Raw genomic sequence first — 15,638 nt, 5'->3', positions numbered from 1 at the left:
CGAAACTCCTGAAACTGTTGGGGCTCAATGGGTTAACGCGAGCACTCGACCTTCGTGATCACGAGCAATGGGTGGCAAATTTGGCGATTTCGGCAACCAGTTGTTCGGTGTCGTCGGCGGGGGCCTCCATTTGGCGGTCGAATCCAAACCAATCCGGCCGTAGAAGTAGACCGCCACGCGAAACAGTGGCCTCCCTCCCGGATAGCGGGAGGAAGGCCACTGAAACGTATTCAGTTGCAAGCAGACAGCTGGCGGAGATTGCCGTGGTGGTCGTGGCGGGTGCCCGATTCCGTTGCTGTGGTCGGATCTATGAAGGTGGTCACCGGATCGGTTGCCGGCCACTTACGACGTCGGCGAGGTAGCCACTTCCGGCAGCCGTGTGGAGACAGCCGCCAAGCTCCGATTGGCGCGTTCGACGATGCCTTCATCGCGGAGTGGCGTGAAGTCGTCGTCGAGCACCGCGGGCACGTCACCAGCGAGTGTTGCGACTGACCCTTCGGCGATCGAATGCATGTGCTAATTCTGGCGACGCCCACCGGCACCAAACTTCTGAAACTGTTCGGGCAGTTGGGATTAGAAAAATTGCCACCACACGAGGTTGGACTCCGGAGCACCCGAGGGCAAGCAGAAATCACCCGTACAACAAAAGACCCTCCGGCCAATGGCTGGAGGGTCTTCTGTTTGTAGCCCCGACGGGATTCGAACCCGCGCTACCGCCTTGAGAGGGCGGCGTCCTAGGCCGCTAGACGACGGGGCCAGAACATTTCAACTTGGAAAGCTCAGCCAGCTTAACTGGCAGTTGCTTGGTGGCAAAATCACCGAGTCCGGCGAGAATCTCACCGAACTTCCGCTGGGGTACCAGGACTCGAACCTAGAATGGCGGTACCAGAAACCGCTGTGTTGCCAATTACACCATACCCCAATGGCCGTCCTTGCCAGCCTCACATCGTTGATGTGCGCGTGCGTAACGGGGCCGAAGAAGAGGGTATCAAACACGCCCACTGTTTCCACAAATCGCCCGGTCAACGTCACATTTTCGGTCCTTCTTCGGTCGAGATCCCCGCCCGCGCCGCACGCAGTCGACCCATCGTGGACTCGCGACCGAGCAGCTCCATCGACTCGTAGAGCGGCGGGCTGATGTGGCTGCCCGTCACCGCAACGCGAATGGGAGCGAAAGCCTTGCGAGGCTTGAGTTCCAATCCGTCGATCAGCGTCGTCTTGAGAGTGGTTTCCAACGCCTCGGTGCTCCAGTCCGCGGCGGCGTCCAACGCAGTGATCGTCGCGTCGAGGACCGGCGCCGCGTCGGGAGTCAGATTCTTCGCTGCGGCAGCGGGATCCAGCTCGAAGGCATCGTCTCCGACGAACAGGAACTTCAGCAGTCCCCACGCATCCGCGAGGACGACGATGCGCGTCTGCACCAGGTCGGCCGCCTCCGTGAATACCTTGTCGTCGACGTCGGCGCCGATATGACCGTGCTCGATCAGGTACGCCTTCAACCGCGCGGCAAAGTCCGCAGCCTCGAGCAGTCGGATGTGCTCGGCATTGATGGCGTCGGCCTTCTTCTGATCGAAGCGCGCCGGGTTGGAGTTGACCGTGCCGATATCGAAGGCGTCGACCATGTCCTGCAACGAGAACACATCGTGGTCGTCCGAAATACCCCACCCGAGCAGCGCCAGGTAGTTCAGGAGCCCCTCGGGGATGAAGCCTCGGTCACGATGCAGGAACAGACTCGACTCTGGGTCACGCTTGGACAGCTTCTTGTTGCCCTGGCCCATCACGAACGGCAGATGACCGAACTGCGGCGTCAACTCCGAAACTCCGATGCGCTGCAAAGCTTCGTGCAGCGCGATCTGACGCGGCGTCGACGACAGGAGGTCCTCGCCGCGCAGCACATGCGTGATCTTCATCAACGCGTCGTCGACGGGATTGACCAACGTATAGAGGGGAACGCCGTTTCCACGGGTGAGCGCAAAGTCCGGAACGGTCCCGACTTTGAACGTGGTCTCGCCACGAACCAGGTCGATCCAGGTGATGTCGTGATCCGGCATGCGCAGGCGCACAACGGCTTTCCGACCCTCGTCCAGATATGCCTTGCGCTGCTCGGCGGTGAGATCGCGGTCGAAGTTGTCGTAGCCGAGCTTCGGGTCGCGGCCTGCCGCCTTGTGCCGCGCTTCGACTTCCTCGGGAGTGGAGAATGCTTCGTAGGCCTCGCCGGACTCGACCAACTTCTGCACGATCTCGAGATGCTGGTCGCGGCGCAACGACTGGCGATACGGCTCGTACGGTCCCCCGACCTCCGGACCCTCGTCCCACGTCAATCCGAGCCAGCGCAACGCATCGAGCAGCGCCTGATACGAGTCCTCGCTGTCGCGCGCCGCGTCGGTGTCCTCGATACGAAATACGAAATCGCCGCCGTGATGACGTGCGAACGCCCAGTTGAACAGAGCCGTTCGGATCAGCCCGACGTGCGGAGTTCCGGTGGGCGACGGGCAGAATCGGACGCGAACCCTGTCGGTTGTCATTGGTTACTCGGCTCCTCGACGATGGTTCTGGGTGGGTTCAACGCTTGTCGGCGACGGGATTCGACAGCGTGCCGATCCCCTCGACGGTGACCGAAACAGTCTGTCCCGCAACGATCGGCCCGACGCCCTCAGGTGTTCCGGTCAGAATCACGTCACCGGGCAGCAGAGTCATCACGGCGGAAATCCATTCGACTATCTTCGGAATGTCGTGCAGCAGTAGCGATGTGCGGCTGCGCTGCTTCTCTTCGCCGTCCACCTCAGTCACGATCTCGAGGTCGGACGCATCGAGCTTGGTCTCGATCCACGGGCCCAGCGGGCAGAACGTGTCGTAACTCTTGCCGCGCGTCCATTGACCGTCGGCGCGCTGATGATCGCGTGCAGTGACGTCGTTGGCGACTGTGTAGCCGAGAACGACGTCGAGCGCACGGGCAGCTTTGACGTCCTTGCATGGCTGCCCGATCACGACGGCGAGTTCACCCTCGTAGTCGACCTGATTCGACGTCGCAGGCCGCACGATCGGCACATTCGGGCCGATGATCGACGTGTTGGGCTTGAGGAAGATCACGGGATCCTTGGGTGCTTCGCCACCCATCTCCGCCGCGTGTGCCGCGTAGTTCTTTCCGATGCAGATCACCTTGCTCGCCAGGATCGGCGCGAGCAGGCGGACATCGGCCAGCGGCCAACTGCGTCCGGTGAAGGTGGGCGTGCCGAATGGGTGCTCGGCGATCTCATTGGCGATCTGCTCGTCTCCATCGGGTTCGATGCTGACGAAAGCGACACCATCAGGGCTGGCAATACGTCCAAGTCGCATGCGGTGATTCTATCGACCCGACACCGGTCGTCGGGCGTTAGGGACCGCGGATCGATGATTCCCACCATGTGGTCGATCGAGCGTTCGTGGCAATCGCATCGGGGGTATCCGGGTGTATCGTTCGAAACGCAAACCATATTTTAGGACGGCATGTCCACATAATGAGACGAGAACGCGATGACTGAGCGCACCACGGAGCGACAGATCGGCGTCGGACGGCGTTGGTCGATGCTCGGACTCGGCGTACTCGCGCAGTCCGCCTCCGCCGTCTTCGTCAACGGCGCAGCGTTCCTCATCCCGTCGTTGCACGGCGATCGTGGACTGAGTTTCGCCCAAGCGGGAGTGGTCGTGGCGATGCCGACACTAGGCATCATGACCGCACTGATCGCGTGGGGTGTTGTCGCCGATCGTCGGGGCGAGCGATTCGCCCTGACGGTCGGCACGGCGTTGACAGCGATCTTCGGCGTCGCCGCCGCACTGACCACCAATCTGCCGACGCTGGGCGTGTTCCTGTTTCTCGGTGGTGCGGCTGCCGCAAGCACCAACTCGGCGAGCGGTCGAGTCGTCGTCGGCTGGTTCCCACCCGAGCGACGCGGACTGGCGATGGGAATTCGGCAGATGGCACAGCCCGTCGGCGTCGGCATCGCGGCTCTGACAATTCCCGGACTGGCTTCCGCGCACGGCGTCGCCAGCGCGATGCTTTTGCCCGCCGGCGTCAGCGCACTGGCCGCCGTGCTGTGCTTCGTCGGCATCATCGACCCGCCGCGACCGGACCGCGCACAAGCCGCCGAGCAAGGCCTGTTGGCCAATCCGTATCGCGGACAGTCGGTTCTGTGGCGGATACACGCCGTCTCGATGCTGCTGGTGATTCCGCAGTTCACGGTGTGGACATATTCATTGGTATGGCTGATCACCGATCGGCATTGGTCCCCCGCCGCTGCAGGCATCCTGGTCACCATCACGCAGGTCGCGGGTGCACTCGGCCGAATCGCGGCCGGCGCATGGTCGGATCGACTGCACAGTCGTCTGCGGCCGCTGCGTCAGGTCGCGATCGGCGCCGCGCTGTCGATGGGGGCGTTGGCGCTGGCAGCGTGGCTGGACTCGCCGATATCCGTCGCCCTGCTGCTGGTCGCCTCGGCAATTACCGTGGCAGACAACGGTCTTGCGTTCACCGCCGTCGCCGAGATTGCCGGCCCGTACTGGAGCGGCCGTGCGCTGGGGACCCAGAACACCGGGCAGTACCTGATCGGGTCGGCTGTGCCACCGGTGTTCGGGCTGATCATCGGGTCGGCTGGCTTCGGTGCCGCCTATCTGATTGCCGCCGTCATCGCGACGGCAGCCGTGCCGCTGGTACCTCGCGACAAGAAATCAGAGAGCTGACGCGATCCTGTCACCGATGTCGGTGGTACTGGAAGCTACACCGGGAGTGCGCGATTCGAGGTCACTCGCAACCGCCGACTCGATCTTCGCCGCCGCGTCGTCGTGACCGAGGTGCGAGAGCAACAGTGAGACCGACAGAATCGCGGCGGTCGGATCGGCCTTCGACTGACCCGCGATGTCGGGAGCGCTGCCGTGGACCGGCTCGAACATGCTCGGGTTGGTGCGAGTGGCGTCGATGTTTCCGCTTGCCGCCAAACCGATTCCGCCGGTCACCGCGGCCGCGAGATCGGTGATGATGTCGCCGAACAGGTTGTCGGTGACGATCACGTCGAATCGCTTGGGATCGGTGACCATGTGGATGGTCGCCGCGTCGATGTGCTGGTAGGCAACCTCGACGTCGGGGAACTCGGCCCCGACCTCGTCGACTGTGCGCTGCCACAGCGAGCCTGCGAAGGTCAGCACGTTGGTCTTGTGCACCAAGGTCAGGTGCTTGCGCCGTGTCTGCGCCTTCGCAAAGGCAAAGCGCACAACACGTTCCACGCCGAAGCGAGTGTTGGTGCTGACCTCGGTGGCCACCTCGTTCGGGGTGTTCACCCGAATAGCGCCGCCGGTTCCGGTGTAGGGACCTTCGGTGCCTTCACGAACCACGACGAAGTCGATCGGCGGATTGCCCGTGAGCGGCCCGACCACTCCGGGGAACAGCTTCGACGGACGAAGGTTCACGTGGTGATCGAGCGCGAACCGAGCGTTGAGCAACAGCCCGCGCTCGAGCACGCCACTCGGCACCGACGGATCCCCGATGGCGCCGAGCAGAATCGCATCGTGCTCACGGATTTCGGCGAGCACCGAGTCCGGTAGCAGCTCGCCGGTTGCGTGATAGCGGCGGGCACCGAGGTCGTATTCCGTGGTGTCGACGTCGAGGACGACGGCATTGAGCGCCTTGAGCGCCTCGGTAATGACCTCGGGACCGATTCCATCACCGGGGATGACGGCGAGCTTCATCTAGGTATGCCTTACGTTCGAGTGCGAGCGTTATGCGAGGTTGACGAGTTCGATCTTGGTTGCGCCAACGCCGTCGACGATGGCCGTCCGAACCTGTTCCGGCACATCACGATCGACGCGCAGCAGGATGGTGGCGCCCGAGCCCTCGGCGTCCTGGCTCAGCTGTGCGGCCTGGATGTCGATGCCGGCTTCGCCGAGGAGCGTGCCGATCTTGCCGAGCGCGCCCGGCCGATCGCCGTAGTTCACAACAAGATTGAGGCCCTCGGCGCGCAGATCGAAGTTGCGGCCGTTGATGTTGACGATCTTCTGAACCTGCTTGGGGCCGGTCAAAGTACCCGCGACATTGACAACGGTGCCGTCGGCGAATACACCGCGCAGATCGACGACGCTGCGATGGTTGGGGCTTTCCGGCGCCTTGGTGACCTCGGCGGTCACGCCACGCTCCTCGGCGAGTGCCGGAGCGTTGACGAACGTGACGGCGTCCTCGATGACCGCCGAGAACACTCCGCGCAGGGCGGAGAGTCCCAGCACCTCGACCTCTTCGGCAGCCAGCTCGCCGCGCACATCGACCGACAGGCTCACGGGCAGCTCGCCCGCCACGGCGCCGAGCAGAACGCCCTGCTTGCGGACGATCTCGAGCCACGGAGCAACCTCTTCGCCCACGGCGCCGCCCGAGACGTTGACCGCGTCGGGCACGAATTCGCCTGCGAGAGCCAGCAGTACGGACTTCGCGACGTCGGTGCCTGCGCGATCCTGGGCCTCGCTGGTGGATGCGCCGAGGTGCGGCGTGACGACGACCTGCGGCAGCTCGAAGAGCGGGCTGTCGGTGCAGGGCTCGGTCTCGAACACGTCGAGGCCGGCCGCGCGCACATGGCCCGACTTGATGGCGTCGGCGAGCGCGGCTTCGTCGATCAGACCACCGCGGGCGGCGTTGACGATGACGACGCCTTCCTTGGTCTTGGCCAGGTTCTCCTTGCCGAGGATGCCCTTGGTCTCGGGCGTCTTGGGCAGGTGGACCGAGATGAAGTCGGCGCGCTGCAGCAGCTCGTCCAGCGCCACCAGCTCGATGCCGAGCTGGGCGGCGCGAGCAGGCGAGGTGTAGGGGTCGTACGCGATGACCTTGGTTTCGAATGCTGCGAGACGCTGCGCGAACAGCTGGCCGATGCGGCCCAGACCGACGACGCCGACTGTCTTGCCGAAGATCTCGACACCGTTGAACTTGCTGCGCTTCCAGGTGTGCTCGCGCAGGGTGGCGTCGGCAGCGGGGATCTGTCGTGATGCGGCGAGCAGCAGTGTGACGGCGTGCTCGGCGGCCGTGTGAATGTTGGAGGTGGGCGCGTTGACGACCATGACTCCGCGCTCGGTGGCAGCGGGAACGTCGACGTTGTCGAGGCCGACGCCGGCGCGGGCGACGATCTTCAGCTTGGCGCCTGCGGCCAACACATCGGAATCGACCGTGGTCGCGGAGCGGACCAGCAGCGCGTCGGCCTCGGGAACCGCGGCCAACAGCGCCTCACGGTCCGGTCCATCGACCCACTTGACCTCGACGCCGTCGCCGAGTGCCTCCACGGTCGATTGAGCAAGTTTGTCGGCGATCAGAACGATGGGACGGTCTGGCTGGCTCACTTGAAAGACTCCTGGAAGAGTTGGCGTTGGTGTGCAGATCGGTGCGCTGGTAAATCCGCTGAACAGCTTAGTGGTGGGACCTGTGTGATCTACGCCGCCCCACCGTTGTCCCAGCATATGGGCCCGAACGGAAGTCCGTCCGGGCCCAATAGATCGCTGTGGAGCGCTAGCGGAGTGCGGGATCCGTCGAGATTGCGCTGCTGCCTGCGGCGGCCAGCGCGCCGTCGACAGCGTCGAGTGTCGGGTTGGCCGGGAGCACCGTCGCGCTTCCGTCGCAGCCTGCAGCACCCCCGCCGCTGCCGAGGGCGACCTCGAACACCTGAACCTGGTGAACACCCGGAGTCTGCTTGTCGAAGACGAAGGACGTTGTGCCGGTGGGATCTACGGTCACGTCTACGTCCGCGCCGTTGATGAACTGAATTTGATACGCGCCTGGAGCGCCGTGGATCGTCACCTTGATGCGTTCGCGGCCGCCGACGTAGTCACACTTCGCCGTGGAGTTCCCCGGGATCGCAGATGCGGTGCCTGCGGTTGCGAGCGCGACGATCGGAACTGCCGCGGCGACGATTGCAATGGCCTGGATCGATTTCCTGTACACAAATTCTCCTCAGGTTGCTGGTGCGGAGTCTCCGCTATAGGCCCCCGTTCAGTGAATCGCATTGCACGAGATGCAGTTACGTCATCACGTGCCCCCAGTTTCAGGGGGTGGGCGCAATGTGCGATCGCCAATTCCAGAGCGCGCATTACTGCGACGGTGCGCGATAGATGGTCGCCGTAGAGATCACGTATCGCCCGTAGGCGACACCATTGCGAGTAATCTCGGCGATTACCTCAGTCGTGGCATTCCGAGAACAAGAATCATTGACGGGACAGGAGAACTCGCTTGTCAGGCGCCTTTGACGATCTAGTTCTCGCGTCTTTTCTCGATCCGTCCGAGACGTCACTGCGTGACGAGTGGAGATCCGTTCTCGACCGTCGGCGACCTGTCGAAGGCAAGCGTCAGGTCGATTTCGTACCGAGCGAAGTGGTCCTGTCGTTCTGCTGCTCGTTGCTCGTGGATCACAGCCGATTCGGAAGTAGTAGCGCGCACCGAGCGGGCTTCCCTGTTCAAGAATTAGCCGCGCTGTACAAACGTCCGCCTACGAGCATCATCGCGAAAATGGCGAATCTGGACGGATCGCGGAGTCACGGAGGTAAATACGATCGACCTGTCGCGGCCATCCTCACGTCGGATACGAGGCTTCTACAAGCTGCGTATCTACGAATCCTGAGCGCTGCCCGTGCCGAAGGGATCGACAAGGAGGACCTTCCAGATTTCTTGGATCTCGAAGATGGCGGAGATCTATGGCTCGCTGGACAAGATGAGCTCGTCGATTCCGTGCTGGAGAGCGAAGTCGAACGCACGCTGCGGACTCTGATCGACAAACGCAAGTCAGAAATCAGCCGAGCCGAGATTCAGGACACCGAGCGACTTTTACTATCAGCGGCACGAATCGGCCAACACCGCTTTGCCAACGAAGTACTTCGCAATCACGGGCACCGATGCGTGTTCTGTGGGATGAGTGGCCGCATCGCAGGCAAGCGTCATCCGCGATTACTTACAGCGAGTCACATAAAGCCATGGAGATCGAGCACGAATCGCGAACGCCTCGATTTCACGAACGGGCTGACCGCGTGTCCCACCCACGACGTTGCGTTCGACACAGGATTGATCACGGTCGGACCAGACCTCGAGATTCGCCGCACACCCGAACTCGAATTCGAGATTCAGCGTGAAAAGCCGTTGCAACACGCCTTCGGCAGACCTCCGTTGGCTGATCGACTGTTGATCCTCAGCACATCTCAGCGTCCGGACGTCAACTATCTGAGCTGGCACCGTACGGAGATCTTCATCGATAGATGAGCACATTCGATGTGCGCTCAGCGAAGAACGAGGCACTGACCAACCAACAAGGCCTGAAACGCCACGAGCCCCCGCCGAATGGCGGGGGCTCGCAAAGCAATCCGACTGGCTCAGGCAGTTTCGGTGATCGGCCGATCGACCCAGCTCATGAGATCGCGCAACTTCTTGCCAGTGACCTCGATGGGGTGCTCGGCGTTCGCCTTGCGCAGACCTTCGAGCTCGGTGTTGCCGTTCTCGACGTTGGCGACGAGGCGCTTGGTGAACTCACCCGACTGGATGTCGGCGAGGATCGCCTTCATGCGCTCCTTGGTGTCCGCGTCGATGACGCGCGGACCGGAGAGGTAGCCACCGAACTCCGCGGTGTCGGACACCGAGTAGTTCATGCGGGCGATGCCACCCTCGTACATGAGGTCGACGATCAGCTTGAGCTCGTGCAGCACCTCGAAGTAGGCCATCTCCGGCGCGTAACCGGCCTCGACCATGACCTCGAAACCGGTCTTGACCAGTTCCTCGGTGCCACCGCAGAGCACGGCCTGCTCACCGAACAGGTCGGTCTCGGTCTCTTCCTTGAAGGTCGTCTTGATGACGCCTGCACGCGTGCCGCCGATGCCCTTGGCGTAGGACAGCGCGAGCGCCTGGCCCTCACCCTTGGGATCCTGATCGATGGCGATGAGCGCGGGCACGCCCTTGCCGTCGACGAACTGACGACGCACCAGGTGGCCGGGCCCCTTCGGGGCAACCATGCCGACGGTCACGTTGGCGGCCGGCTTGATCAGGTCGAAGTGGATGTTGAGGCCGTGGCCGAAGAACAGCGCGTCGCCGTCCTTCAGGTTCGGCTCGATCTCGTTGGTGAAGATCGACGCCTGCGCGGTGTCGGGCGCCAGCAGCATGATGACGTCTGCCCACTCGGCGACCTCGGCCGGCGTGCCGACGGTGAGACCCTGCTCCTCCGCCTTTGCGCGCGACTTGGAGCCTTGCTTGAGACCGATACGCACGTCGACGCCGGAATCGCGCAGGCTCAGCGAGTGCGCGTGTCCCTGGCTTCCGTAGCCGATCACAGCGACCTTACGGCCCTGGATGATCGACAGATCGGCATCGTCGTCGTAGAACATCTCGACTGCCACTTGTGGTTCCCTTCTACTTCTTGTTGATAGTGAGGTCTATCTGGTGGCCGTGATGGACTTTGGTCCACGGCCTACGGCAACAACGCCCGACTGCACGATCTCCCTGATTCCGTACGGTTCCAGCATCCGCAGCAGGGCGTCGAGCTTGGAGCGTGTGCCCGTGGCCTCGACCGTCAGTGCGTCCGGCGAAACGTCGATAACCTTCGCGCGAAACAGCGTAGCGGCCTCGATCACCTGGGTCCGCACACTGGCATCGGCGCGAACCTTCACGAGGATCAGTTCCCGTGCCACCGAGTTGTCGACGTCCTGCTCGACGATCTTGATCACGTTGATCAGCTTGTTGAGCTGCTTGGTGACCTGCTCCAACGGCGACTCGTCGACCGTCACGACGATCGTCATGCGAGAGATGTCGGGAAGTTCGGTGCCACCGACGGCGAGTGACTCGATGTTGAATCCCCGACGAGAGAACAGCGCGGCCACGCGGGCCAGCACGCCCGGCTTGTCTTCGACAAGCACGCTCAGGGTGTGACTCGTACTCACTGACCATCCTCCTGTGCCATCTGTTCGCGTGCCATCGCCTCATGGATGACGGCAGGCTCGGCCACTGTCTCGTCGTCGTCGAACAGCGGACGGATTCCGCGCGCAGCCATGATCTCGTCGTTGCTGGTTCCGGCCGCGACCATCGGCCACACCTGCGCGTCGGCACCGACGATGAAGTCGATGACCACCGGCTTGTCGTTGATCGACTGTGCTTCACGGATCGCCGCTTCGACGTCTTCTTCACGTTCGACGCGAATTCCGTGGCAGCCCAACGCTTCCGCCAACTTCACGAAGTCGGGGATGCGCACGGTCCCGTGCGTGCCCAGGTTCGTGTTCGAGTACCGCTCTTCGTAGAACAGCGTCTGCCACTGCCGAACCATGCCGAGGTTGCCGTTGTTGACCACAGCGACCTTGATCGGAATGCCTTCCAGCGCACAGGTAGCCAATTCCTGATTGGTCATCTGGAAGCAGCCGTCACCGTCGATCGCCCACACCTCGGTGTCGGGCAGGCCGCGCTTGGCACCCATGGCGGCGGGCACGGCGTATCCCATAGTGCCGAGACCACCGGAGTTCAACCACGTGCGCGGCTTCTCGTACTTGATGAACTGCGCAGCCCACATCTGGTGCTGGCCGACGCCTGCGCAGTAGATCGCATCCGGTCCGCCGAGTCGCCCGACCGCCTCGATCACGTATTCCGGCGACAGTGCACCGTCGGTCGGCCGGTCGTAGGACAGCGGGTACGTCTTGCGAACGTCGTCGAGGTAGCTCCACCACTCGCTGATCTCGATCTTGCTGCTCGTCGCCTGATCGGCGCGAATCGCCTCGATCAGCTCGGTGATCACCTCTTTGCAATCACCGACGATCGGCACATGCGCATGCCGGTTCTTGCCGATCTCGGCCGGATCGATGTCGGCGTGGATCACCTTGGCGTTGGTGGCAAACGAATCGAGCCGACCCGTGACGCGGTCGTCGAAGCGGGCGCCGAGGGTGATCAGCAGATCGCTGCGCTGCAACGCAGCCACAGCGGCCACCGTGCCATGCATGCCGGGCATGCCGAGGTTCAACTGGTGGCTGTCCGGGAAGGCACCGCGCGCCATCAACGTGGTGACGACGGGAATTCCGGTCAGTTCGGCCAACTCCAACAGCTCGGCCGACGAGTCCGACTTGATGACGCCGCCACCCACGTAGAGGACCGGCGCCTTCGCATCCATGATCAGGCGGGCAGCTTCACGCACCTGCTTGCCGTGCGGCTTGGTGACCGGACGGTATCCCGGCAGACGCATCTCCGGCGGCCACGAAAACGTGGTCTGGGCCTGCAGCACATCCTTGGGGATGTCGACCAACACAGCGCCCGGGCGACCACTCGACGCCAGGTAGAACGCTTCCGCGATGATCCGCGGGATGTCGATGCCGTCGGTGATCAGGAAGTTGTGCTTGGTGATCGGCATGGTGATGCCGGAGATATCGGCTTCCTGGAAGCCGTCGGTACCGATGAGGGACCGCGCGACCTGACCGGTGATCGCAACCACCGGAACCGAGTCCATCTGCGCGTCCGCGAGCGGCGTCACCAGGTTGGTGGCGCCGGGGCCGGACGTCGCCATGCACACGCCGACCTTGCCTGTCGCCTGCGCGTAGCCGGTCGCGGCATGACCCGCGCCCTGCTCGTGGCGGACGAGGATGTGACGGACCTTCGTGGAGTCGAAAAGCGGGTCGTATACGGGGAGAACAGCACCGCCGGGAATACCGAATACCGTGTCGACGTCGAGCTCCTCCAGGGAACGTACGACGGACTGTGCGCCGGTTACTCGCTCGGGGGCGAGTTGGCGGGCAGCTCCCGGATTGCCGGCGGCAGCGGCCGCCGATGTCGGCTGACCGACCACGGGCGACTTGCGAGCCGTAGGCCCTGGCCGTGCTGTTGGTGCGCTCACTTCGTGCTTCCTTACGGATCTGCGGTTCGGACGAACTCCGGACAACAAAAAACCCCCGACAGCAGCTGCTGTTCGAGGGTGGCGCGTCGTTTATGCGAGTTGAAGCTATCGACTCAGGCGACGCGCCTGGCCGATTACGAGCAACTCTTTTCGGATCACGAAGACGACGGTATGCGCGCCTTGGCCGAAAGGTCAAACTCATGACCACGTCGTCCCATTATGTGGGATCGATTCCTTGTAATGCGAAGATGTTGGTGTGTCATCACCGCAAATGTCCGTGCCACCGACTCCATCGTCCCACACGCCGAAGGCCGCCCGTTACGTCATCCGCATTACGCGGCTCGCCATGCTCGGCGTCTTCCTTCTGCTGTTCGGCGTCAGCTTCCCCGCAATCAGCTGGCCCGCAGCATTCGGCTGGCTCTACCTCATTCCGATTGCGACGGCAGTGTGGGTGCTGCGCACGCAGACGACGATCACGGGCACCGGACTGGAGTTGCGAAGCGTGTTCGGCAAGCGCGCTGTCGACTGGACCGACGTCAAAGGTGTGCGCTTCCCGAAGCGCGGCTGGGCCAGGGCCGACCTGACCAACGGGACCGAAGTTCCGATGCCGGCCGTCAGCTTCGATCGGCTACCCGAACTGGCCGCGGCATCGCAGGGTCGAATCCCCGATCCCTATGCGCCAAGCCCTGACTCCGCTGAGGAAACTGATTCGCAGGACAGCGCCGAACGCGAGTAGCGTGGCAACCGGTCGTTCAGCCCCGACCACGTTGCCGCGTCGCCCGACACCACCCCGTCGGCCCGCAGACCAGCAATTCTGATTCGCCCATCACCGCTCACTAGGAGCAACCATGCCGCCGCTCAGGTCCCGCACCACCACCGCCGGTCGAAATGCCACGGGCGCCCGCGCCCTCTGGCGTGCAACCGGTATGACGGATTCCGATTTCGGGAAGCCGATCGTCGCGATTGCGAACTCGTATACCCAGTTCGTCCCCGGCCACGTGCACCTCAAGAATGTCGGCGACATCGTCGCCGAGGCTGTGTGGGCTGCGGGCGGAGTGCCGCGCGAATTCCACACCATCGCCGTCGACGACGGCATCGCGATGGGTCACGGCGGCATGCTCTACTCGCTGCCGAGCCGCGAAATCATCGCCGACTCAGTCGAATACATGGTCAACGCGCACACTGCCGATGCACTCGTCTGCATCTCCAACTGCGACAAGATCACGCCCGGAATGCTCAATGCCGCAATGCGACTGAACGTTCCGACGGTCTTCGTCTCCGGCGGCCCGATGGAGGCAGGCAAGGCGGTGGTGGTCGGCGGTGTCGCACAGGCGCCCACAGACCTGATCACTGCGATCTCGGCGAGCGCCAACGATGCGGTGAGCGACGACGGCCTCAGCGAAGTCGAGCGCAGTGCGTGCCCGACGTGCGGATCGTGCTCGGGCATGTTCACCGCCAACTCGATGAACTGCCTCACCGAAGCACTCGGACTTGCGTTGCCCGGCAACGGATCCACCCTCGCAACGCACGCTTCTCGCCGGGCGCTCTTCTCGCGAGCAGGCACCACCGTCGTCGAAGCCGCCCTGCGGTACTACCGCGACGAGGACGATTCGGTGTTGCCGCGCAGCATCGCCACTCCGGCAGCGTTCCGCAACGCGATGGCACTCGACGTCGCGATGGGCGGATCCACCAACACAGTGCTCCACACGTTGGCCGCCGCACAGGAGGGCGAGGTCGACTTCGATCTCGACACCATCGACGCGATCAGCCGCAAGGTGCCGTGCCTGTCGAAGGTCTCCCCCAACTCCGACTACCACATGGAAGACGTGCACCGGGCAGGCGGAATCCCCGCTCTCCTCGGCGAATTGCGTCGCGGCGGGCTGTTGGAGACCGACGTATCGACGGTGCACACCAAGAGCTTCGATCAGTGGCTCGACGACTGGGATGTGCGCTCCGGCAAGGCAACCGACGAGGCGATCGAACTGTTCCACGCAGCTCCAGGCGGCGTGCGGACCACCGAACCGTTCTCGACGGACAACCGGTGGTCGGCTCTGGATACCGACGCCGCGGGCGGTTGCATCCGCGACGTGGAGCATGCGTACACCGTCGAGGGTGGGCTTGTCGTGCTGCGCGGCAACATCGCGCTAGACGGCGCAATCCTCAAGACCGCAGGCATCGACGAAGACCTGTTCAGCTTCCAAGGACCGGCAGTCGTGGTCGAGTCGCAGGAAGAAGCCGTGTCGGCAATCCTGCAGAAGCGGATCAAGCCGGGCGACGTGATCGTGGTGCGTTATGAGGGGCCGAAGGGTGGGCCCGGCATGCAGGAGATGTTGCACCCCACCGCATTCCTGAAGGGTGCCGGTCTCGGCAAGGTGTGCGCGCTTGTCACCGACGGCCGCTTCTCCGGTGGTACGTCAGGACTTTCGATCGGCCACGTCTCCCCCGAGGCCGCAGCCGGTGGCGTCATCGGTCTGGTCGAGAACGGCGACCAGGTGCGTATCGACGTTGCGACCCGCACGCTCGAGATCGTCGTCGACGACGACGTCCTCGCCGAACGGCGCGCCAAGATGGACGCCTCCGAGCGCCCCTGGCAGCCCGTGGATCGTCAGCGGACGGTCACTACTGCGCTGCGGGCCTACGCAGCGTTGGCCACCTCCGCCGACAAGGGTGCTGTTCGCCACGTGCCGTGAGTACGCGCACGTTGTGTACGCGTCGCACCTGTTGCAACCGGAGCGGCGCGTACACAACTGTCGCGTGTTGAGTGACGCGGCGGAGCTAAAGGCCGGCCCGCTACCTCTGCCG

At 63.6% G+C, this 15,638-nt stretch carries 13 protein-coding genes and 2 tRNA genes; 4 read left to right on the top strand and 11 right to left on the bottom strand.

The annotated features are described in order from the left end of the window. Positions 1-342: 342 nt before the first annotated feature. The 5 genes from FOY51_RS27130 to FOY51_RS06745 form a co-directional block, all read right to left on the bottom strand. The gene (locus tag FOY51_RS27130; protein ID WP_187776203.1) at positions 343-513 is read right to left on the bottom strand and encodes a hypothetical protein; all 171 of its coding nucleotides are present in this window, start codon (positions 511-513) and stop codon (positions 343-345) included. A 171-nt stretch (positions 514-684) separates the two neighbouring features. After that, a tRNA-Glu gene (locus FOY51_RS06760) sits at positions 685-757 on the bottom strand. A 93-nt stretch (positions 758-850) separates the two neighbouring features. After that, a tRNA-Gln gene (locus tag FOY51_RS06755) sits at positions 851-922 on the bottom strand. A gap of 106 nt (positions 923-1,028) precedes the next feature. Further along, complete coding sequence (gene gltX / locus FOY51_RS06750; protein ID WP_149429392.1) at positions 1,029-2,522, bottom strand: glutamate--tRNA ligase; 1,494 nt, start codon at positions 2,520-2,522, stop codon at positions 1,029-1,031. 37 nt (positions 2,523-2,559) lie between these two features. After that, positions 2,560-3,333: a fumarylacetoacetate hydrolase family protein gene (locus FOY51_RS06745; RefSeq protein WP_149429391.1), complete on the bottom strand. Its 774-nt coding sequence runs from the start codon at positions 3,331-3,333 to the stop codon at positions 2,560-2,562. Between the two features lie 177 nt (positions 3,334-3,510). Here FOY51_RS06745 and FOY51_RS06740 point away from each other — a divergent pair, with 177 nt between their 5' ends. After that, entirely contained in the window at positions 3,511-4,713 is a 1,203-nt protein-coding gene (locus FOY51_RS06740; protein ID WP_187776202.1) for an MFS transporter, read from the top strand. Here FOY51_RS06740 and FOY51_RS06735 read toward each other — a convergent pair. The 3 genes from FOY51_RS06735 to FOY51_RS06725 form a co-directional block, all read right to left on the bottom strand. Further along, positions 4,702-5,715, bottom strand: a complete 1,014-nt coding sequence (locus tag FOY51_RS06735) for a 3-isopropylmalate dehydrogenase (protein WP_149429390.1) — start codon at positions 5,713-5,715, stop codon at positions 4,702-4,704. The genes FOY51_RS06740 and FOY51_RS06735 overlap by 12 nt on opposite strands. 30 nt (positions 5,716-5,745) lie before the next feature. Beyond that, entirely contained in the window at positions 5,746-7,341 is a 1,596-nt protein-coding gene (gene serA / locus FOY51_RS06730) for a phosphoglycerate dehydrogenase (protein WP_149429389.1), read from the bottom strand. Between the two features lie 166 nt (positions 7,342-7,507). Further along, a complete protein-coding gene (locus FOY51_RS06725) occupies positions 7,508-7,939 on the bottom strand; it encodes a hypothetical protein (RefSeq protein WP_149429388.1) in 432 nt (143 codons plus the stop codon). Between the two features lie 561 nt (positions 7,940-8,500). On the opposite strand from FOY51_RS06725, the gene FOY51_RS06720 reads away from it, so the two are divergent. Then, positions 8,501-9,244 (top strand): HNH endonuclease, encoded by a 744-nt coding sequence (locus FOY51_RS06720; RefSeq protein WP_235916157.1) that lies wholly within the window; start codon positions 8,501-8,503, stop codon positions 9,242-9,244. A gap of 110 nt (positions 9,245-9,354) precedes the next feature. Here FOY51_RS06720 and ilvC read toward each other — a convergent pair whose 3' ends face one another. From ilvC to FOY51_RS06705, 3 genes are read right to left on the bottom strand one after another with little or no spacing between them, the layout of a single operon-like run. Continuing rightward, positions 9,355-10,356 (bottom strand): ketol-acid reductoisomerase, encoded by a 1,002-nt coding sequence (gene ilvC / locus FOY51_RS06715; RefSeq protein WP_187776226.1) that lies wholly within the window; start codon positions 10,354-10,356, stop codon positions 9,355-9,357. Between the two features lie 48 nt (positions 10,357-10,404). Further along, on the bottom strand, positions 10,405-10,908 hold the full coding sequence (gene ilvN, locus FOY51_RS06710; RefSeq protein ID WP_149429385.1) for an acetolactate synthase small subunit: 504 nt from the start codon (positions 10,906-10,908) through the stop codon (positions 10,405-10,407). Continuing rightward, positions 10,905-12,836, bottom strand: coding sequence for an acetolactate synthase large subunit (locus FOY51_RS06705; RefSeq protein ID WP_149429384.1), 1,932 nt, complete (start codon positions 12,834-12,836; stop codon positions 10,905-10,907). Before FOY51_RS06705 ends, ilvN begins: the two co-directional genes overlap by 4 nt. A 271-nt stretch (positions 12,837-13,107) precedes the next feature. Between FOY51_RS06705 and FOY51_RS06700 the strand changes: the two genes are divergently transcribed. Further along, positions 13,108-13,572, top strand: coding sequence for a PH domain-containing protein (locus tag FOY51_RS06700; RefSeq protein WP_235916156.1), 465 nt, complete (start codon positions 13,108-13,110; stop codon positions 13,570-13,572). A 112-nt stretch (positions 13,573-13,684) separates the two neighbouring features. Then, positions 13,685-15,526 (top strand): dihydroxy-acid dehydratase, encoded by a 1,842-nt coding sequence (ilvD, locus tag FOY51_RS06695; RefSeq protein ID WP_149429382.1) that lies wholly within the window; start codon positions 13,685-13,687, stop codon positions 15,524-15,526. Positions 15,527-15,638 lie beyond the last annotated feature (112 nt).

The sequence above is a fragment of the Antrihabitans cavernicola genome (assembly GCF_008297975.1).
GTDB lineage: Bacteria > Actinomycetota > Actinomycetes > Mycobacteriales > Mycobacteriaceae > Antrihabitans > Antrihabitans cavernicola.
This window is presented reverse-complemented; position numbering and strand designations above follow the sequence as displayed.

Excerpts from the sequence above, each read along its gene's own strand:
- FOY51_RS06735 (WP_149429390.1), bottom strand. The coding sequence starts at position 5,715 with ATGAAGCTCGCCGTCATCCCCGGTGATGGAATCGGTCCCGAGGTCATT.
- gltX (WP_149429392.1), bottom strand. The coding sequence starts at position 2,522 with ATGACAACCGACAGGGTTCGCGTCCGATTCTGCCCGTCGCCCACCGGA.
- FOY51_RS06740 (WP_187776202.1), top strand. The coding sequence starts at position 3,511 with ATGACTGAGCGCACCACGGAGCGACAGATCGGCGTCGGACGGCGTTGG.
- ilvC (WP_187776226.1), bottom strand. The coding sequence starts at position 10,356 with ATGTTCTACGACGACGATGCCGATCTGTCGATCATCCAGGGCCGTAAG.
- ilvD (WP_149429382.1), top strand. The coding sequence starts at position 13,685 with ATGCCGCCGCTCAGGTCCCGCACCACCACCGCCGGTCGAAATGCCACG.
- FOY51_RS27130 (WP_187776203.1), bottom strand. The coding sequence starts at position 513 with ATGCATTCGATCGCCGAAGGGTCAGTCGCAACACTCGCTGGTGACGTG.
- FOY51_RS06700 (WP_235916156.1), top strand. The coding sequence starts at position 13,108 with ATGTCCGTGCCACCGACTCCATCGTCCCACACGCCGAAGGCCGCCCGT.
- FOY51_RS06720 (WP_235916157.1), top strand. The coding sequence starts at position 8,501 with ATGGCGAATCTGGACGGATCGCGGAGTCACGGAGGTAAATACGATCGA.
- FOY51_RS06745 (WP_149429391.1), bottom strand. The coding sequence starts at position 3,333 with ATGCGACTTGGACGTATTGCCAGCCCTGATGGTGTCGCTTTCGTCAGC.